This is a genomic window from Butyribacter sp. (genome assembly GCF_056818865.1).
The window spans coordinates 52,255-72,805 of record NZ_DBLYGC010000018.1; the positions used below are offsets into that span (position 1 = coordinate 52,255).

Consider the following 20,551-nt stretch of genomic DNA (forward strand, 5'->3'; position numbering starts at 1 on the left):
TTTTAACCATTGGATTATAAATCTATCGGAAATAGTATATTTTCTTTACAGCTGACACAATACTTCACAAATATGATATATTAATAACATATGAAGAAAAACACTCTTACTTTTAACACAAATATGAAATGAGGTTATAAATTTATGAATAAAACAGTTGTCGTAACAGGAGCTTCCCGTGGTATCGGCCGTGCCGTTTCTATTTACTATGCACAAAACGGTTTTAATGTATGTATATGCTGCCGCAAAAATTCAGAAATGCTTGAAAAAGTCAGACAGGAGATTTTAAATTATGGTGTTGAATGTATCGCTTATACAGGAGACATAGGCAATTTTCAGAAATGTGAAACATTTTTCAAATTAATTGCACAATCCTATTCTAAAATTGATATTCTTGTAAACAATGCCGGCATCTCACATATAGGTCTTTTGCAGGACATGTCTCCTGACGAATGGCACAATATTGTCGAGGCAAATCTCACTTCGGTATTTAACTGCTGCAAACTTGCAATTCCCATAATGTTAAGCAGGCATGCCGGAAAAATCGTAAATATATCATCCGTTTGGGGATGTGTCGGTGCTTCAACCGAAGTTGCATACTCAGCGACAAAAGGCGGTATAAATTCTTTTACAAAGGCTCTTGCAAAAGAACTGGCTCCAAGCAATATACAGGTCAATGCAATTGCCTGTGGCATTATAGATACGGATATGAACGGCTTCTTAAATGACGACGAATTGCAAAGCGTATTGGATGAAGTTCCAGCCGGACGCATAGGAAAACCGGAAGATGTCGCAAAACTTGCCTTCGATATTACAAATACAAGTGATTATCTGACGGGACAGGTTATAAAACTTGACGGGGGCTGGATATAATTCCCACATATTTTTTCAAATCTAAAACTATTTTGCAGGAACAAAGAGTCGCTTGAGCGGAATGCGTAGCATTTATTTTTTTTCCGCGAAATGCGCATCCTCACGGAATGTTTATTATGTTACAGGAAACGATAAGTTTTCTATAACATAATAAAGGATTCCTCAAAACCAAATCGGAATCCTTTTTATATGTCATTTTATTATTAAATCTACATTTCAACGTAAAAATCTCTTGTTTTCACTATTTCCTGTGGTACATCTACCTTGTCTTTATCCCAGACTCTGAACTTAAGGTCATACTCCTTGGTCTTTTTGCCTATCTCCCTGTTAAATCTTGCCATGGCATCCCTGAACAATGGCTGATCTGCAATCGAATCTCTTATATCTTTTGCAAACGGACAGTATGTAGCCATAATTTCACGGACAGGTTTGCTAAGCAAAAGTCCTCCATGTGCCTCATGCTTAATCCAGTTTTCATAGTCAATAACAAAAACTTCTCTTGTATTGTTTCTGCATTTTTGTATCTGCATTTTGAGCTTGTCCTTCTTATCCTCAGACAATTCTCTGTTTTTTCTGTAAAACTGGACAAAATCACTATATTCACTTGTAAGAGATTTAACCTGGATGTTATTCCATGATGTTCCCTGTATAGTTCTGCAGAGTTCCCATCTGAATCTTCCAAACAGTTTAACCATAGTGGCATCAATATCTGTATCAAGAAATGCCGGAAGCAGAAATCTTCCCTTTGAATTTCTTCTTCTTCCGCTAATCTCCTGCCACATAATAGAATTGCTTCCCGAAATAGGAAGTATTATAAAGTCAGGGAATACCTCTTCCATAATATATTCTTTCTTTATATGTTCACCGTCACCCGTGTAAAGGCTCTCTCTGTAAAATGCCGAATAGTCTATCTGAAGTAGTCTGTGTACTGCCGCATTTATTCTGTCTCCCGACATGTATGTCTTTAAGAGTGATGATGCACAGCCATCCGTAAACAAAAACGGAACAAATGCTGATACCTGACCAAATATAATACGGTGATTTGCCCTGAACATATTGTCAACTTCAAACTCAAACTTGGCATTTCTGTCATTTTTAAGTTTTTCTATCTGCTCATCATTAAGCGCTCCTGTTCTTTTCTGGTCTCTGAGACTCTCCGCATAATCAAGATCAAACTCACTCTTTGACGGTTCTTTTCTTCCCTCCATTATCTCGGTGAGCCACTGTTTCATATCATATACTGCACATGCAGCTCCATTGGTTTCATGTCTTTCAATCGAAAGCAGCTGTTCAAGCAAGTCACTGTTTAAAAGTTTCTCGCTCAAAAAGCCGTATCTCAAAAACAAATCTATGATAAGAGGTGTTTCTTCTTTTGATTTGTAATCCTTCAAAAATACTTTCTTGTAAATCTTATAGTATAGCTTTGCTATACTTCTTCTCAATGTTCTCACATTGTCATCTGTCGAAAATTTATCTTTTAATCTTATAAAGTCAGAAATATATCCGTCAAACTGACCGGCTTCCTCTGAATCAATTTCTGAATATTCAAGAATATATGACAATGCACCGTTAAGCTCGCTTATATCGTGATACTCGCTCTCAGTCAACGCAAACTCATCACTTTCTTCATTTCTCGCTGAACCTTCGCCATTTAAAAGATTGCAATATGCATCTTCCATAAATTCATGGTCAATTTCAAGTTCTACGCCTGCTTTGTCAAGCAGAAGATTTTCAAGATTGTTTGTGTAATCTATAATATCATCAAACAGTGACATTGCCTCAGTTGATTGTCCACCAACATGCTGAATCGTATTTGTAAGCTGAAACACCTGCATATATAAACTTCTGTCATCTTTTATGAGCGGTTTTGACAATTCCAGAAGATACTCAGTTCCTCTTTCACACTCATCCATAAGAATATTTATCATGCCGACCTGTTCTAAGACATGATAAACTGATATTACTGAACTTGCACCAAAATACTCTTTCTGTATCTGCGGTGCCACCTCACAGCACGCTCTGTAATACATTACTTTATCTATGTCAACAGCTGTTCCATGTTCATATTCCGATATCTCATCTATAGCTCTCAGACTATCAGCTTTTATTCCTGCTTCTTTTGCCATCTCAACATATCTTTCTCTTCCGGAAAGCAGAAATTCATATAACTTATCTGATAATTCAGTGATGCTGTTATATATTATTGAGAGTTCTCGAATCAATCTGCTAAACGATGCCACCATAAGACCAGCGTAATCTTTGTTTGCCTTTATAAGGCTTCTTATTGCCTGAGTAAGACGCATTTTAGGAAATGCATACACTAATGCATTTGTCTCAGCAGTGTATGTAACATTGTATGTCTCACTTTTCAAATCACACAATCCTATAAAATTTCCTGAACCCTACTACTACATTCACTCCCTCTTTGCTGATGCGTATACGACCTTTTACAACCAGGCTGACTGACGATATATCGTCACCTTTTTCATATATTACAGTATCTTTTATTATCTGATTTACGCTGTTTAGCTTTAATTCCGCTTTCAATGCCTTTCCTCCCTTTTCCTTCAATCCATATATCCCACACCTGAAATTCTATTTCATACCTGTTTATTATACAATACTAATGGCTCTATCGTCAATTTAGTAAATGAATAAAATAGAACAAAAAAGGCAAAAACGACAAAAAAAGACAAGGCTCTATGCCTTGCTCAAATATATATATAAATCCGTGCGCCCTGCGTTGAAAATGTCAGTGTGACCGTTACCCCGGCAGTTAACTCGGCTCCGGCTACCTTACGGCACACGAAAATTCTCACTTAGTGCTGCTAGGTTCCCCTCCTGACACGGTTCATGAGTTTCCATTGCGCAAGACCAAAACGTCAACGCCACTTACTGAGGGCAGCATCACAAATGACAAGCCCTAAACAGGACATCACCCCTGCTATAGCGGATTGCAGGTTATAGGGCGCCGCTAATTCCCCGGCTAGCACGGAAGCTTTTACAAAAGCTGATTGCTTTCATCACATAGCTTTCCATAAATTCCTGATTATTCAAAAATAAGGAAACCTTTTAAGATTTCCTTATCTGATATGCAATGCGGAAGAAGGGACTTGAACCCTCACGTCGTTGCCAACACTAGATCCTTAGTCTAGCCTGTCTGCCAATTCCAGCACTTCCGCTCTTTCCTGTTCACAACATTTGTCTGTCACGAACAAGACATATATTATCAGTTTTTTTTCAGCTTGTCAACAACTTTTTTTATTTATCTTTAATTTTTTTATTTATCTTTAATTTTTTTATTTATCTTTAATTTGCATCAATTTTTCAAAAATTTTGCATGAGGCAATACCGCACAACAGCCCGACTATAAGCCCTCCGACAACATCACTCGGATAGTGCACACACACATAAATTCTTGAAACTGCCATAAGAATTGCTACAATCAGCGCGGCAATTCCTATCTTTCTCGTATTTTTGTTTACAATTGCCGGAACAACTGCCGCAAACGAACTTGCAGTGTGACCTGACGGGAACGAATAATCCGGCTGCGGCGGCACTATACATCTTATATTTTCAAATGCATCATATGGTCTTGTTCTCGCAATAACATTTTTTAATATGCCATTGCATACTATCAAATCAATTATCAATGCCACCGCACACATGATTCCTACTTTCCTTGTATCTGAATATATCAGCAGAGCCAAGGTAAATAATATCCAAATAAGTCCATAATTTCCGAGTGAAGTAAATGCTTTTACAACCCCGTTTAGAACCTCATTTCGCAGATTATCCTGTACATAATACAAAATGTGTAAATCAATCTGTGTAATCCATGAAATCATATTTTTCTCCAATCTTTCGTCTCTATATACGCTTTTCTCTATTTTTTACATCTGTTTTCTGACTACTTTGTATTCATCACCGTTTCTGTAGTAAGGACATGTCTCCCGCTTATTTGTCATAAACCTCACAAAATCGTCCTCATCCATATTCACGTCACATACATACTCTTCATATTCCTCATCGTATGTATAATTTGCACATGTATCATATTCAGACATCTTTTTCCTCCTGAGTTGCTTTCGTTAAAATGAATATCATCTCAAAAAATTGACTTAATTCACTTTTAATATTTATTTTTCCTATTTTTGATTTTAACATAAATCACATGAGTTTTACAATAATTACACTTGCTATCATTCCTGCCAAAGTACAAAAAAGTGCTCCGGGTAATGTCCAGCCTGTTTTTTCAAATGGTTTGTTCTTCTCTGTTGACGTTGCCAGAAAATACACTGAAATTGTGTAGAAAATCGTTTCCGAACAGCTCATAAGTATTGAAGCCAGCATTCCCTCTTCTGAGTCTGTTCCAAATTTTTTAAAAACATCCAGCAATAATCCTGTTGCCGCTGATGATGAAAACATCTTTACCAATGACAGCGGTACAAGCTGTGCCGGAAATCCGATTACCGACAACGGCTTTGACAGCAAATCACCTATTATATCAAGTATTCCCGATGTTCTGAGTATTCCTACCGCCAAAAGCAATCCTATAAGTGTCGGTAAAATTTCATATGTGACTTTGAAGCCTTCTTTTGCCCCTTTTGTAAATGCAGCAAACATATCAATCTTTGTGCTGAGACCAAGAATGACTACTCCAAATATTACCATTGGTATGATAATATTAGACAAATAGTTTATCATAGCATGCTCCTCCTGGAATGTCTGATTATTCCATTGCAAAAATCTAATTTCTTATGTATAATAAATACTTGATAAATTACACTTTTATGATAAGGAGGTCCCATGAATACAGTTTTTATCGCAGATGATGAGTTGATAATCAGACAAGGTATCAAATGTATCATTGATTGGGAGCAACTTGGTTTTGAAATAATCGGAGAAGCATCAAACGGTGAAGATGCTCTCAATTTTATTTTAAGTAAAAAACCTGACCTGGTTCTTATGGATATACGCATGCCAAAAATGCTTGGTCTTGAAGTTGTTGAAAACGCAAGAAAACGAGGCTTTAACGGAAAAGTTATAATTCTCAGCGGTTATACCGATTTTAAATACGCACAGGCAGCGATTAAAAACGGCGTTGACTATTATCTCACAAAACCTATTGATGAAGACGAACTCTACGAGACAGTAAGTGCCATAAGTTCACAGATAAATAAAGAAGCCAAAGAAGAGGAAACTCTTAGTAATTACCGTGACAAAGCAAAGGGCATGATTCTTTTCGACATACTTACAGGCGTTCCTACAATAAACAATATTGCAGACATGAATATTCACGCTGACATATATCAGGTTGTCATTTACGAAAAATACAGTCATCATGCAACTGAGCTTCCATATAAATTTTCAGATTTGCTTAAAGTTACAAATGAATCAAACAGTTCATATGAAAGCATTGAGATTGAACAAAACGAAGTTATTCTGCTCAAAGGTGCTTTTACACTACATAAATTCCAAGAATTTTTAGAGCATTACAACAGAGAACAAAAACCACAGGAGAACTCTCCTCTCGACTCTCTGTTTATTGCATACGGCAGAGAAGTCACTTCTATTGAGGATGTGCATATTTCTTATGAAGAAGCCCACAAACTTCTTCAGAGAAGGTTCTTCTGTGAAGATAAACAGCATACTATAGGATATGATGAACTACCGCGTGAGGAACTTGAAAACACTTATGAGATTTCCGACAGCCATTTACAGGATTACTGTGAAAAACTCACAGGATATATTCAGGCTTCAAAGAGAAATCAGATTGCCGAAACTTTACACGAACTTGAACATAATCTCTTTAACTCAACAAGTGATATTTCAAGAATAAAGCTTTTTTTGACTGATTTATATTTGTCGATAAAAGAAAAAATTTCGCATCTGTACCACAATGCTAATATTGCTTTCCCCGGAAATGCGGAAATCATCGATTATATAGGAAGCAAATATTATCTCTATGAGATAATGCTGTATTTCACCGAACAATTTGACATGATTACCAGAACAATAGGCAATCCTACCAGCGAAGGTGTTATGGACGATATTATACATTATATTGAACACAACTATATGGATAATATCAAACTTGAAAATATTGCACCGCTTTTTGGTTATAACAGTTCATACCTCGGCAAAATCTTCAACAAAAAAGTAGGCGAGGGATTCAATATATTTGTAGACAAAGTAAGGATTAAACACTCTAAAGAGCTTCTCCTTACAACAGACCTCAAAGTTTATGAGATAGCAGAAAAAGTTGGCTATAAAAATGTTGACTATTTCCATACAAAATTTAAGAAATATGTCGAAATGAGCCCTGCTGAATTCAGAAAGAAAAACAAGGATACCATTTGACAAAATATAATGCATATGGTACTATTGCCAACAGTGTTGAAGTTATCGGCACTATGCGGATATGATGGAATTGGCAGACATGCAAGATTTAGGTTCTTGTGCCGTGAGGCGTGCAGGTTCGACTCCTGTTATCCGCATAAACCAACAAAAAGAAGTCCTTTTTATTGGACTTCTTTTTTAATTTTTATTGTGTCTTAAATCTCTCTACCGAATCAGACATATCATTTGCCGCAGTGCTTACTGTCATTGACATTTTGCTTACGTCTTTTACTATCTTCAATACGTCCTCGCCCGCTTTAAGTGTTTCCTCAATATTCTGCATGTTTGTTTCAGCCTGCAGATTCAAATTATTTATGTCATCCGCTATACAAGATGTCTCACCTTCAAGTCTTTCTGTTGCCTCTCTGATATTAGTAACTCCTTCTGCAACGGATTTGATACATCCTTTAACTTTCTCAAAGATTTTTCTTGTATTATTCATATCCTCAGACTGCCTGTTTATCGCATCCTGTACAGTTTCCATAGTCGATATTGTCTTTTCGGAATTCTCACCGAGATTCATAATCATCTTTTCTATATCTGCTGATGCAGCATTACTCTGGTCAGCCAGTTTGCTTATCTCCACAGCTACAACCGCAAAACCTTTTCCGCTTTCACCGGCTCTTGCCGCTTCAATAGATGCGTTAAGGCTCAACAGATTTGTTTCTTCAGCTATCGACGCAATAAGATTTACAGCTTCTTTTATTTTTTCTACAGATATATCCGTCTCGCTTGTCTGCTCTCTTATTTTATCTATCGCATCAAGCACTCCTTCATTTGAAGTGTATAAATCCTTAAGACTATTAGCTACCTCACTTCCTGATTTAAGCATATCTGTCGCTGCATCCGAAAGACCGTCAACTTCATCTCCAGTATTTCCAAGCATATGATTAATATTGTTTACGTTTTCCGTAACACTTCCCGTAACCTCTGCCTGATTCTTTGCACTCGAAAGTACACTCTTAAGATTTTCACTGATTGATGACATGGCATCACTCGCCTGCCCTGCAACATTACTCATGTCTTTTGACGAACTGTCAAGTCTTGATGTGTTTTCTGATATTGAACCTATCATATTGTGAAGGCTTTCCTGAAGGCTTTTTGTGCTTGCTGAAAGTTTTCCTACTTCATCTTTTCTGTTTAAATTTTTTTCATTTATATTTACACTCAGATTTCCCGAAGCCATTTTCTGAACTACCAGAACACTATCCTCAATAGCAGCTGCTATTCCCTTTGATGCAATAAAGCATACAAATATTGTCAATATCAGAACAATACCAAGAACAAAGAACAACAATCCACTTACAAGATTTATGGTCTTGTCAACAGTTTTTACAGGCATTCCCGCAAATATCATTCCGATAACATCATCACTGTTATTTTGTTTTACAGGAATATAATAACCATAATACATCGTTTCTTCTACACTGACACGACTTGAAAACACATCATTACCTTTTTGTAAAACATTCTTTTTCACATAATCTCCAGCTTTTGAACCCAGAATATAATCACCTTTTTTATCTTTAAGAGAAGTAACTATACGTTCATCACCGTAAAAAAAAGTAAGACTGCTTCCGGTTTTTTCACTCATCTCAACTACAAGTTTTTGAGAGAGTGATACATTGTATGTACCTTTCCAGATTTCACCGGAATCATTTCTGAAATATTCTCCTGAATTCTGATTATATGCTGTATGTAATGCTTCTGCTGTAGCCTGTAATTCATTTTTTGTTTTTGATAGCAATGCATTTTTTATGACAGTATTATTTATAATAATAACTGCAATGCAGACTGCCAGTATCGGCAACAGTGCCACAAATAATATTTTGTACTTAAGCTTCCAGTTTTCAAATATTTTAATCATACGCAACCCCCTATTTCCATTTCAATTCTGAAACATTATGGTAATACCAGTTTATTTCTCCGGTAATTTTTGCGTCATCAAGTGTCTTTCCTTCCTCTCCAATGCTATCTCCCGTATTGGTTTTTAACACTCCATCAAACGCACCAAAATCACCTGAAACAATCTTTTCTTTAGCTTCTTTTACCTTTTCTGCAGTCTGATCATCACAAAGTGACGACAACTCTGTGAGACTAACAAGACTTTCTTTCATTCCTCCGTAGTAATTTTCTCCGCTGTATGATGCATTTATTATGCTGCTTATATATGATGTATAATATGCACTCCAATTCCATATAACAGACGTAAGTGTAGCTTTTGGAGTTTCCTTGCTCATGTCTGAATTGTACCCTATTGCCCATGTACCATTGTTCTCTGATGCTTCCTGCGGTGCTGTCGTATCGCAATGCTGTGCAAGAACATCACACCCCGCTTTTATAAGTGCATCAGATGCCTTCTTTTCATCGTCAGGCGAATACCATGAATTGGTAACTGCAACATATATCTTAACTTTTTTATTTACTGACTCAACTCCAATCGCAAACGCATCAACGCCTCCTGTACACTCGCTGTTATCACTTCCCATGGCAGATACATAGCCAATCTTATTGGTTTCTGTTTTAAGTCCTGCAACTATACCTGACAAATATCTTGCCTGATAAATTCTTCCAAAATAATTGGTAAAATTCTTTCCGTTACTCAAGCAACCTGTCGCATGTGCAAAATATATGTCCGGATATTTTTTTGCAAATTTCTCTGTCTGCTCCATATAGCCCCAGCTTGTAGCAAAAATAACGTTACAATTCTTGTCAACGCAATCCTGCAAGGCTTCTTTTACTGCTTTTTCGTCACTGTCGTTGATATTTTCCTTTCGCACAATCTGAGACTCGTCAAGTCCGATGTTGTTTGCCATTCCCTGAATGCCTATCTCATGTGCATATGTATAACCTGAAGTTTCAGAAGCACTTCCTATATAAAGCACACCAATCTTTAACTTGTCTTTAGCGATTGTTTTCATACCCGCCGGATTTGTATCGGCTGCCTTTTTGGCTGTCTCCGAATTTGTGCCGTTTTGTGTGCTGCTTCCACCATCTGTCACATTATTAGTTGCAAAATCAACTATTTCTCCCGCACTGCATGCAGACAAGGACAATGCCACGAATAATGACATAAATAATGCTAAAATTTTTTTCTTCATCCTAAACTCCTTTCCGAAAGTTCATATACCTCCACTCAACACTTTCATTGTTAAATCGACATTTAACTGCACAGTTTTATACAAAATCATATATTTTTCACACATATTTTATCATATTAACACGAAAAAAAAAACATAAATAAAAACTTTTTTCTTTTCTACAATATGTATTTATGCTAAACTGTTATTGTTTTTATAAAAACGCCGGCAAACTTTTTTGTCAAAAAATACAAAGAAATGAGGAGTATAAATTTGAAAAAGAAAATTGTTTTTACAAAAAAAGCTATTGCATTAGGGCTTTCTTTTGCTATTGCAACAGCAGGTGTAAATTTTATATCTGACACAGTTCACGCCGCTGTCTCAGATATCAACACTGATGATGCATGGGTAAATGGTAATGCAGATACTGCTGCAAACACTTATCACATAACATTAAAAGAAGCAGGAAAACTTACAGTTACAGCCCAGTCATACGCAGACAGCATCTGCTTTTATATTTATAACTGCGATGAGAGCAGCCGCATTAACAGTCTTGAATTGTCAGGCTCATCTGTTGACCCTAAGACAGGCACCATGAGTTCAGATCTCGAAGCAGGAGATTATATCATAAAAGCTATAAAGAGCAGAAATGCAAATATAACTTTTGATTACCGTATAAAAACTTCTTTTGAAGCAGCAGGCAACAATGAGACAGAACCTAATAACAGTTTTGACACAAGTATGCCGATTTCTATCGAAAAACAGACAACCGGTTTCTTATCTGTCACAGATAAACTTGATTTTTATAATATTACACTATCAAAAGACAGCTATCTTCATATAAATGTTGATTCAAATGTATATCTTTATAAAATCACCGTATACGATAAAGACTGGCAAAATATATATGAAAGCAATTATAAAAAGAAAGGTACCAACAGCTTTGAAATAACAGATAAAATGCTTTCTGCCGGCACTTACTTCATCAAGTTTGAATCAACTGAAACAGGTGTATACAAATTCAAATGCAGCATCCCTAAATTTATATCTGCAATAAACCTCAAAAAATCAAACGTTTCAATAACACTTGGGAAAAGTTATTCTCTTTTAAAATCAGTCACACCAGACGATGCAGATAAATCTAAAATCATATGGACTTCTGATAATGAAAATGTTGTCAAAGTATCCTCTAACGGAATATTAAAAGCTGTAGGCTGCGGAAATGCCACTATCACCGCAAAATCAACAGATGATACAAGCATTACGGTAACTGCAAACATAACAGTAAAAGCAAAAAAAGCAAAATTTGCCGTATGCAAAAAGAAAAATGACAGATGGGTTAAAGTCCGTGCAAAATCCCAAAACGGAGTGTCATCTTTTCAATATCAGATGTCAAAAACATCAAACTTTAAGCCTGGAAGAACCAGTTCATATATTGACAACACAAATTCAGATGTTTATACTGCACGTTTGTCAGCAAAGAAAACTTATTATTTCAGGACAAGAGCAATATACTATGCCAATGGAAAAAAGTGCTATGGTCCATGGAGTAACACAGTTAAAATAAAGACAGGCACAAAGGGGAATACTTCCTGGAATTGCATATGGAAAAATCCAAAATAAAACAAATTAACTAATTTTACATTAAATATATTTGCCCTATTTAAATCAATGTGATATTCTAATAAGGTATTTTAAACGGAAGGGAGCAGATGCATATGTTTACTGAAAAAAAACATTACAGACATACATATTTGTTTATTGTGCTTTGTATATTTGTGTCTTGTATCAATATTCATCAGACATCTGTTCCCATACTTTTTACGCAAAGTTTTAGCTCCGGTTTTCCAAATGATATATATACAACATCTGCCACTTCTTCTAATGATGATGCATGTACACCTGAAATGCTTGGCAGACAGGAATTGTACTCATATTCAAACATAGTCCATAAAAAAAATAATTTTTCACATACATATAGATTATTACTTTATATAACAGATATTGTTCATACAATACATTTTCCGTCATACTATTATTTATCGGAATATCTCTCCGGTCTCTGTGAACCAAAATCAACTGAAAATATTATTGATTATATTCATTTGCAGGATGGAAAAAAGAAAAATTAACATAGCTTTTTATCAATATCATAAATACAAGGAGAAAAGTTATGTTACGAATTATTTTTATTATTATCGGAATACTATTCATTGTTGGACTTACCGCATTCGGTTTATGGTTTTCAAACAGTGACACGGAAAATCCCGACGAACATGGCAATGATATGATAAATAACAGCACTGAAAAGTAAATCGGCTAATCGAAAGGAGCTAATCATCATGAGAAAAACTAAAATTATTTGTACCATTGGCCCGGCAAGCGAAAGTGAAGAAACATTAAAACAAATGTGTAAAGCAGGAATGAATGTTGCGCGTCTCAATTTTTCACACGGAACACACCCTGAACATCAGCAAAAAATAGACAGAATAAAAAAAGTCCGTGAAGAATTAAACCTTCCTATTGCTATTATGCTTGATACAAAAGGACCTGAATACAGAATACGCACATTTGAAAATCACAAAGTCACTTTAAAAGATGGTGACACCTTTACATTTACTACCGACGAGGTTGAGGGCAACAATGAACGTGTATCGGTAAGCTATAAAAATCTTATAAATGAACTTAAAATTGGCGACACCATTCTTGTAAACAATGGATTACTTATTTTTGAAGTTGCTAAACTCAAGGGTAATGATGCTATATGTAAAGTAAAAGTCGGCGGTGAAATGTCTGACCGCAAGAGCATGAATTTCCCTAACCATGTGATGACTGGCCCTTACTTGAGCGAACAGGACAAAAAAGATTTACTTTTTGGTATAAAAAACGAAGTAGATTTTGTCGCAGCATCTTTTGTTTCAACAAAACAGGATTTGCTCGACATTAGAAATTTCTTAAATGAAAACGGCGGTTCAGATATTGATATTATCGCTAAAATCGAAAACCGCTCAGGTGTCGACAACATTGAAGAACTTTGTGATATTGCAGACGGAATTATGGTTGCCAGAGGTGACTTAGGAGTGGAAATTCCTTTCGTTGAAGTTCCATCCATACAAAAGTATCTTATCAAAAAATGCAGACTTCTAGGAAAGAGAGTTATAACTGCAACCGAAATGCTTGAATCCATGATACAAAATCCTCGTCCTACGAGAGCGGAAATCTCTGATGTTGCAAACGCAGTCTATGATGGTTCATCGGCAATAATGCTTTCAGGCGAGTCAGCTTCAGGTAAATATCCTGTTGACGCTGTTAAAAACATGGCAGAAATCGCTCTGTATACAGAGAAAAATATTGATTATGCTAAACGTTTCAGAACTACTGAATACAGAATTAAAGATAATACTGATGCCATTTCCCATGCCACATGTGCAATGGCTATTGATACAAACGCAAAAGGTATTGTCATAAGTTCTCTTTCAGGAAATACTGTTCGTATGGTAAGCCGTTTCCGCTGCCCTGTTGATATTATCGGTATGACTACGTCCATAAGAGCATGGAGAAAATTAAATTTGAGTTGGGGGGTAACTCCTGTTCTCAGCGAGGAATTTAACTCTGTTGATGTCATGTTCTATCATGCAATGAATCATGCAAAGAAATTATTTAATCTAAAAAAAGGAGACAATGTTGTCCTTACAGGCGGACAGGTGAGCGGTGTATCAGGAAAGACAAACACTATTCGCGTAGAAGCTGTTTCCAAGTAGATATTTCAAAATATATCATAGCCAAAAACATAAAATTTCAGGGCATTCCAATCTTTGTGAATGCCCTGTTTTATTTGTTTTCAAATATTTATATATTTTTGTTTATTATATATCTTATTTTGCCTTTGTTTTTACTTTCAAAACATTAGACCATGATCCAATGAGATATTTTGTTCCGGCATCTGTATTTACAGCTTTTTTACTTCTCTGACGGAAATAATAAGTTGTATTTGCTTTAAGTCCCGTGATATTCATTGGTTTATCGGAATGCTTATTTGCAGCCGCACATGACTTATTTATTGTTTTCGCATCTTTAAAGTCCTTATCAGTAGAATACTGAAGCTGATACTTATCATAGCTTGAATACACATAAGTAATTTTTATGGAATTTTTGCCAATAAGTTTTTTCTTTTTTAGCTTGTCCTTTTTCATATACCAATCAATACTTACAATAGGTTTAGTATCTTTTTTAGGTGGTGATGCAAGTGTCATGTGCCCTGAGTCACTTGACTTGCTTGATAAGTCTGAATATACGATAATATCAACCGTACCTCTGTTTTTGAAGCATGAGTTTTTCACTGTATAATAGTTATCCTCAACAGCTTTATCATATTGAACAAGTGTAGGATTGATATTTCCTGCCGGAAGACTTTTTGCTGCAAGACAGAAATCATCCCACGAAGTAGCAACACCGACTGTATATGCTGAACTGTTATAAAGGTCATCCCACATAACTATATATTGATTGTTTACAATATCCTTTACATGCATATTTGTAATCTTCTTTCCACTGCTTACTGCTGTGGTTTTTGAAAAATTGGTACTCTTTATATAAGCTTTTTTGCTGTTGAACCATATTGCAGTCCATGTATCATCCGAGTCCTCTGCAAAATAGTCAACTAACGCATCATTACATAAAGCTCCCAATACAGTGCTTGTCGTGTCCTTTTTCTCATAAACGCTGACCTCTTTGCCATCGCTTAATTTAAAAATCTTACCCTCACTGCTTCCTGACGGCACCTTTTTTCCCTTATTGTAAAGATTTACATACCTGGCATCAACATAATAATATCCCGGCTTCTTGTATGTCATATAATTCACAGAATTCTTTCCGTTAAAATATACTTTATAATATTTGTTTGTATCGCCCTTTGTCTTTGATTCAACAGGCTCTGTTGAAACAACCTGAAGATTTGTATTTATAGGAACACGATATGAGTCTCCCCATGACGGAATCCCTGCATATAAGCGTATTCCAACGAATGACTTTGTTGTTTTTCCATCAGCTTCAATCGTCACTTTTTCTCCATCTGCCGGGGTTGTACTCTTATAACGTCCGACATCTATCCAGACCTGACTTCTCTTCACACGATAAAATCCCGGACGATGAGCAGTCTGCACAAGATATGCCGCACAGGAATGAAATTCCGTAAGACTATAAGCAGGACTGTATCCGTTACTCCATACAATAACCCATTCGTCATCATAATCAAGTACCTTAAATTTAGCTGTCTCATACTCAAGAAAAGCTGCACTTGAATTATAATCGCTTATCCAGTCAATACCACCGCCGACTACATTGCCGCCTCCGGTCCATATGTATCTGACTGTCTGGTTATTGTCCTGTGGCAGATACTTTGCTTTTATGGTATGTCCCTGAATTTTCGTTCCCTCAGGAACCGAATAAACTGTCTGTGTACTTCCGATTTTTGCAATATTGTCTGTTCCTACCAGATAAGCAATTCCCTTTACATCAAATGTATCTGTATCCAGATACTGTGTTTTAAACTGTGTCATAGACGTATCATAATATGCCTTTGCCGTCTGCGCCGGCAGGTATGCCGTTCCAATCGACAATGCCAGGCTGAATACAAGTATCATGCTGCAAAGGTGTCTTAACCCTTTCCTACCGGAAATTCTTTTTATATTTTCCATAGTTTTTATTCTTTCTTTAAGTTTCTTTTTCATAGGCAGTTTCCTCCCCTGTTCAATATTTTTCTTATGAATCTACAAATATTATACTGTATCTGCGAGAAAAAAAATGAAAGTTTGCGTGAATGGTACATATATGGTGTGAATTGAACTACGCACACATTATTTATGGCTGTCATATCTCACCTCTTACCCATAAAAATCTACCACTTACCGAAATAATATTTACAACATTTTAACCATATGCTTTAATCATATCAGACAGATAAAAACAGCAAACTTAAAGTTATAAAATTCTGAAGTCTAATCTCTGTCAATAAAAAATTTTCAATCAAAAATCAAGTGCTAAGAAGCACAGAAAAGAGGTCAAATCATGAACAGAAATAAAAATTCAATTTTTTGGGGACTTATGCTTATCGCCATAGCATGCTGTCTTATATTAAATCAGCTTCATATTGTTACATTTGCCATAAGCGTATCTAAAATAATATTAGGAGCTATTTTCGTCGGAACTGCCATAAATTCAATATTTGCAAGAAGTTTTGGTGGCTTTTTCTTCTCACTTGCCTTTCTGTGGCTTATATTTGACAGTGTATTCGGTTTTCCGTATATATCCACAAAAACAGTTTTAATAATTGCTTTACTGCTCACTATCGGATTTTCAATGCTTTTTCCAAGCAAACATTTTCCGCACAATAATTATAACGCAAAAAAACATGTGGAATGGGATGATTATGATGATCCTGATAAAGTCGGAAAACATCAGACTGTTTTTAACGAAGATACAAATGAAACTTTTTATGGCTACAACCAATTCGGTGCATCAGCAAAGTATATAAATACGGGTAACTTTAAAAAAGCATCTCTTGAATCATCCTTTGGCGAACTTAAAGTATATTTTGACAGTGCAAAAATCATTGCTGATACAGCAGAAATTTATGTTAAACAAAGTTTTGGATGTACACAGCTTTTTATTCCAAAAGAATGGCAGATAATTCAAAAAGCATCTGTATTTGCGGGAGCCATTGAAGAACGCAACAAAAATAAAAGTACCGGCTCACCTATAGTATACCTTACAGGCGAAGTAAAATTTGGAAGTATTATAATCACTTATGTATAGATTGTGTGAATATATAAAATCGTGGAAAATATATAGACTTGTGTAAACATATAAAATTGCATAAATATATGAAATCTTGAAAAAAACAGGAGCGGTGCAGGCTTATACAATCCTGCCACCGCTCTTATTTTTTATATACCGGTATCTATTTTTCTAATATATTCTTCCTGATACCGCTAAATCTGCATTTTGTTAAAATCCCATAATTCGGATATTGTATTCCTTCTTATTCAGAGTTGCTATAACATAACCATATACATAGTCTTTCTTTTTCTTTATGCTTACAACGCCTTTTTTGTTTACAGTTATATATTGACTATCTTCTCCAATACTGAACTTTGCTTTTTTCAATGCCGGTGCATATTTTACAAGATTTAATTTTGTTCCTTTCTTTACATCGATATATATATAATTTGTATTTGACTTAGATGCTGTAGGAATATAACTTGACATAAGTTTGTATGTTTTGCTTACAGCCATTGATACAAGTTCCTTGTTCTTCTTTAAGTTTACCTTTGTAAATTTATTTCCATAACATGAAAGTGTAGTTAGTTTTTTGTTTGGTATAACATTTAATTTATTAAGCTTGTTATTTGAACAACCGAAATAACTAAGTTTTTTATTTTTTGATGTATTTAATTCTGTAAGCTTATTATCATTACAATAAACTGATATTAATTTTTTATTTTTTGATATATCAAATTTTTTCAGTTTATTCTGTCCGCAGCTTATACTTTTAAGATTTTTATATTTTGAAATGTCAAGCTTTGTAAGTTTATTTCTGTCACATGAAACAGATAACAGTTTAGGGCATCCACTTATATTTAATCTTGAAAGAGCATTGTAGGCACAGCTCACTGATTTTAATTTAGAACAATTTCTAACCGTAAATGAGCTTAGTTTTTTATTATTCTGTACCCATAAGTTAATGATTTTGTCTGATGATGCATCAATCTTCTTAGCGGATGTATCGGTCACATACAATGTACCCACTTCTGCATTTGAAAGTTTTACTCCATTTATCTGTTTTCCCATAAGATTAAAATCTTCAACTTTCTTGTACGCACTGCCCTTTGCAAAATTAAATGCATATTTTTTACTTCCCTGTGCTGTATAAGACAAATTGTTTAGTTTTTGATTTATACCTGAAATAACTAACTGTGATGCAGCTTTTGAAGTAATATTCAGCCTTTTTATATTATTCTTTGGAAATGTTAATTTGGTCAGCGTTCCTGCATTCCACATGAGTTCGCTTATATTAGGATATAATTTTATAATCTGAGTAAGATCTGACTGTGAAGCTTTTTTACTTATTGAAACATATGTAATTTTCTCTGCCTCAGACTGACTGATATAACCGTTTTCGTCCGAATCACTTTCCTTTATAAAAGCCTGTAACTCGGAACTTGATAATTTTACATCATCAATTTTTGTACCTGTAGTTTCCTCATTGTCACTGTCATCTGTTGAATCATCATAACTATCGTCTGTCGAATCGTCATAGCTGTCATCCGTTGAATCATCATAATCCGAATCGTCATCGTAATATGAATCATCTTCATCCTGAATAGTTTCAGCGTTGACAAAAGCCTTGTCTATAGGGCAAAAACAACCTGACACTACAATAGCTGTTGACATAACAATTGCTAATTTTGAAAAAAGTCTTTTTCTCATTTGCATTTACCTCTTTTCATTTTACATTATTTTTCATAAACTGCTGTCTGTGACAAATATATTTTATCTAGACCCAGTACTGTCTAATCTTTAACAGAACACCGTTTTTTTTAATATTAGCACATTAAGTCCTTTATATCAACCGATTATAGCTCCTGTATTTCTTTCAACAGCTCTTTATCAAGTTCAATATCAACCTTATCATTTATCTTTTTTCCTAATTTACTTACGGTTTTTCTGTTTTTTTCTATAAGCCCGGGAACTTCTTTCATTTTTTTTATTATCTTGCCTGTGAGTTTATCATTGTCTGCGATTTTTTTATTTCCAAGCATATCATTAAGCAAATATAAATATTCAACATACTGTTCTTTATCAAATTTATTTCTTTCGATTGCCTTTTTTTCATATTCTGCTACCTTGTCAATCTTTCCTTCCTGACACGCTGCCTGAGCCAGTGCACTGTAAGTTGCATAGAAAATGCTCACCCCATAAAATAATGTCAACATCTCTGAAAATATAATACCTGAATTAAGCTCAACTTTACTGCTGCGCTTTTTGTCACCTTTAACTTTTACAAATGCATATACAAAACAAACCATTACAAATCCGCCCAAAATAGCACTTGTATATTCATAATATCCACCTGCCCATATCAAGCTTATCAGCATAATAAGCAATATGAGCTTTTTTATATTTAATTCTTTTTGCACATTTATCTCCTATTCATGTTCTGCCAGAAACTTGTTCATGTCATTACGCATTATTTCAAATTTCTTCACTGTATCCTGATTATCAGAAACATATGAGAGCATTTTTTCAATATATCCCTGCTCTTTTACAATCTTAAAACTTTCATTATAGACAAGTTCAAAAACAAGAGCCGCATGCCCAACAAGATTATCTATCGGTGTTTTCTTTAAACTTCTAAGCACCGCATGATGTTCTATAAAAGCTTTCATTACTTCATCTGTCACTCCTGAATTTTTAAGTTCCTCTGTCGTAACATCATAAATCACTTCAAGTGTAACATCATAATTTACCTTTAAAATATCTATCTTGTCTGCATCTCTTATGATATTGCAAAACATCTTTACTCTGTCAGTAAGTCCCTCTTCAACACGATACGCACTGTGATTCCATATCGCTGTCCTTAATATATCAAGTTCTGAAATTTCTTTTGTCTCTTTTTCTTCATTTTCGGATTTAACAGCAGTCTCTTTTAAGTCTTTTGTCCCTTTTAAATCTTTTGCAGCATTTTCACCCACAAACTTTTCGATAATACCATCCTCAAACAAAAGTTCAACACCATAATGAGCATGGTCAATAGACTCCGCATCAGAAAATGTGCCATAATTTTTCAACTGCTCAAATCTTCCTATATCATGCAACATTCCTATAAGCCACGCAAGATTTGTATCATCATCACCAAGACCAAGCGAACGGGCTATTCTCTCACTGAGAGCAGCCACTCTGTATGTATGATCAACTTTAAGTTTTATCTTCTCGTCACTTGTGTCATAATTATCTGTATATTTCTTAAAAACGTTTTTTACTTTTTTTCTGTCGATTGTCATTAATATTTCACACTCCTTACCACTTTTATTATACATAGGCGTTTGCGAAACGCCACACGCCGCATAAATACGACATTTTTTTGTTACTAAATATAAAAATCTCCTCACGGTTTGTGGTATAATGGAGTTGTTCAG

General features: G+C 35.1%; 18 protein-coding genes, 2 tRNA genes and 1 other RNA gene. 7 read left to right on the forward strand and 14 right to left on the reverse strand.

The window, feature by feature from the left end; translation table 11 throughout:
• Positions 1 to 144: 144 nt before the first annotated feature.
• Complete coding sequence (ymfI, locus tag ACZLXV_RS09510; RefSeq protein ID WP_022223971.1) at positions 145 to 873, forward strand: elongation factor P 5-aminopentanone reductase; 729 nt, start codon at positions 145 to 147, stop codon at positions 871 to 873.
• Between the two features lie 209 nt (positions 874 to 1,082).
• On the opposite strand, the gene ACZLXV_RS09515 is transcribed toward ymfI, so the two are convergent.
• The 7 genes from ACZLXV_RS09515 to ACZLXV_RS09545 all read right to left on the reverse strand — a co-directional run bounded on the left by ACZLXV_RS09515 (position 1,083) and on the right by ACZLXV_RS09545 (position 5,580).
• Positions 1,083 to 3,245 carry a DUF8509 domain-containing protein gene (locus ACZLXV_RS09515; protein WP_482383254.1) on the reverse strand — a complete coding sequence of 721 codons (2,163 nt, stop codon included), beginning with the start codon at positions 3,243 to 3,245 and terminating at the stop codon, positions 1,083 to 1,085.
• A gap of 1 nt (position 3,246) precedes the next feature.
• Positions 3,247 to 3,420, reverse strand: a complete 174-nt coding sequence (locus ACZLXV_RS09520; RefSeq protein WP_482383255.1) for a hypothetical protein — start codon at positions 3,418 to 3,420, stop codon at positions 3,247 to 3,249.
• 182 nt (positions 3,421 to 3,602) lie between these two features.
• Positions 3,603 to 3,868, reverse strand: an RNA gene (ffs, locus tag ACZLXV_RS09525) — signal recognition particle sRNA large type.
• A gap of 103 nt (positions 3,869 to 3,971) precedes the next feature.
• A tRNA-Leu gene (locus ACZLXV_RS09530) sits at positions 3,972 to 4,055 on the reverse strand.
• Between the two features lie 117 nt (positions 4,056 to 4,172).
• A complete protein-coding gene (locus ACZLXV_RS09535) occupies positions 4,173 to 4,721 on the reverse strand; it encodes a phosphatase PAP2 family protein (protein ID WP_022223973.1) in 549 nt (182 codons plus the stop codon).
• A 45-nt stretch (positions 4,722 to 4,766) separates the two neighbouring features.
• Positions 4,767 to 4,940, reverse strand: coding sequence for a DUF6472 family protein (locus ACZLXV_RS09540; RefSeq protein WP_482383256.1), 174 nt, complete (start codon positions 4,938 to 4,940; stop codon positions 4,767 to 4,769).
• A 103-nt stretch (positions 4,941 to 5,043) separates the two neighbouring features.
• Complete coding sequence (locus tag ACZLXV_RS09545; protein WP_022223975.1) at positions 5,044 to 5,580, reverse strand: nucleoside recognition domain-containing protein; 537 nt, start codon at positions 5,578 to 5,580, stop codon at positions 5,044 to 5,046.
• A 102-nt stretch (positions 5,581 to 5,682) separates the two neighbouring features.
• On the opposite strand from ACZLXV_RS09545, the gene ACZLXV_RS09550 reads away from it, so the two are divergent.
• The gene (locus ACZLXV_RS09550) at positions 5,683 to 7,236 is read left to right on the forward strand and encodes a response regulator (RefSeq protein WP_482383257.1); all 1,554 of its coding nucleotides are present in this window, start codon (positions 5,683 to 5,685) and stop codon (positions 7,234 to 7,236) included.
• Between the two features lie 55 nt (positions 7,237 to 7,291).
• Positions 7,292 to 7,373, forward strand: a tRNA-Leu gene (locus ACZLXV_RS09555).
• Positions 7,374 to 7,420: 47 nt separating this feature from the next.
• On the opposite strand, the gene ACZLXV_RS09560 is transcribed toward ACZLXV_RS09555, so the two are convergent.
• Positions 7,421 to 9,142 (reverse strand): methyl-accepting chemotaxis protein, encoded by a 1,722-nt coding sequence (locus ACZLXV_RS09560; RefSeq protein ID WP_482383258.1) that lies wholly within the window; start codon positions 9,140 to 9,142, stop codon positions 7,421 to 7,423.
• A gap of 10 nt (positions 9,143 to 9,152) precedes the next feature.
• Positions 9,153 to 10,376, reverse strand: coding sequence for a BMP family ABC transporter substrate-binding protein (locus tag ACZLXV_RS09565; protein WP_482383259.1), 1,224 nt, complete (start codon positions 10,374 to 10,376; stop codon positions 9,153 to 9,155).
• 252 nt (positions 10,377 to 10,628) lie between these two features.
• Here ACZLXV_RS09565 and ACZLXV_RS09570 point away from each other — a divergent pair, with 252 nt between their 5' ends.
• On the forward strand, positions 10,629 to 11,978 hold the full coding sequence (locus tag ACZLXV_RS09570; RefSeq protein ID WP_482383260.1) for an Ig-like domain-containing protein: 1,350 nt from the start codon (positions 10,629 to 10,631) through the stop codon (positions 11,976 to 11,978).
• 175 nt (positions 11,979 to 12,153) lie between these two features.
• Here ACZLXV_RS09570 and ACZLXV_RS09575 read toward each other — a convergent pair whose 3' ends face one another.
• Positions 12,154 to 12,300, reverse strand: coding sequence for a hypothetical protein (locus ACZLXV_RS09575; protein WP_482383261.1), 147 nt, complete (start codon positions 12,298 to 12,300; stop codon positions 12,154 to 12,156).
• Between the two features lie 228 nt (positions 12,301 to 12,528).
• Here ACZLXV_RS09575 and ACZLXV_RS09580 point away from each other — a divergent pair, with 228 nt between their 5' ends.
• The gene (locus tag ACZLXV_RS09580; protein ID WP_022223886.1) at positions 12,529 to 12,669 is read left to right on the forward strand and encodes a hypothetical protein; all 141 of its coding nucleotides are present in this window, start codon (positions 12,529 to 12,531) and stop codon (positions 12,667 to 12,669) included.
• A 28-nt stretch (positions 12,670 to 12,697) separates the two neighbouring features.
• Positions 12,698 to 14,116: a pyruvate kinase gene (gene pyk, locus ACZLXV_RS09585; protein WP_022223885.1), complete on the forward strand. Its 1,419-nt coding sequence runs from the start codon at positions 12,698 to 12,700 to the stop codon at positions 14,114 to 14,116.
• 114 nt (positions 14,117 to 14,230) lie between these two features.
• Here the strand turns inward: pyk and ACZLXV_RS09590 are convergent, their stop codons facing one another.
• Entirely contained in the window at positions 14,231 to 16,084 is a 1,854-nt protein-coding gene (locus ACZLXV_RS09590; protein WP_482383262.1) for a hypothetical protein, read from the reverse strand.
• Positions 16,085 to 16,421: 337 nt separating this feature from the next.
• On the opposite strand from ACZLXV_RS09590, the gene ACZLXV_RS09595 reads away from it, so the two are divergent.
• On the forward strand, positions 16,422 to 17,168 hold the full coding sequence (locus tag ACZLXV_RS09595; protein ID WP_022223883.1) for a LiaF transmembrane domain-containing protein: 747 nt from the start codon (positions 16,422 to 16,424) through the stop codon (positions 17,166 to 17,168).
• Between the two features lie 192 nt (positions 17,169 to 17,360).
• On the opposite strand, the gene ACZLXV_RS09600 is transcribed toward ACZLXV_RS09595, so the two are convergent.
• The 3 genes from ACZLXV_RS09600 to ACZLXV_RS09610 form a co-directional block, all read right to left on the reverse strand.
• On the reverse strand, positions 17,361 to 18,842 hold the full coding sequence (locus tag ACZLXV_RS09600; protein WP_022223882.1) for a leucine-rich repeat domain-containing protein: 1,482 nt from the start codon (positions 18,840 to 18,842) through the stop codon (positions 17,361 to 17,363).
• Between the two features lie 146 nt (positions 18,843 to 18,988).
• On the reverse strand, positions 18,989 to 19,552 hold the full coding sequence (locus ACZLXV_RS09605) for a hypothetical protein (RefSeq protein WP_022223881.1): 564 nt from the start codon (positions 19,550 to 19,552) through the stop codon (positions 18,989 to 18,991).
• A 9-nt stretch (positions 19,553 to 19,561) separates the two neighbouring features.
• Entirely contained in the window at positions 19,562 to 20,416 is an 855-nt protein-coding gene (locus tag ACZLXV_RS09610; RefSeq protein WP_022223880.1) for an HD domain-containing protein, read from the reverse strand.
• Between the last annotated feature and the right edge of the window lie 135 nt (positions 20,417 to 20,551).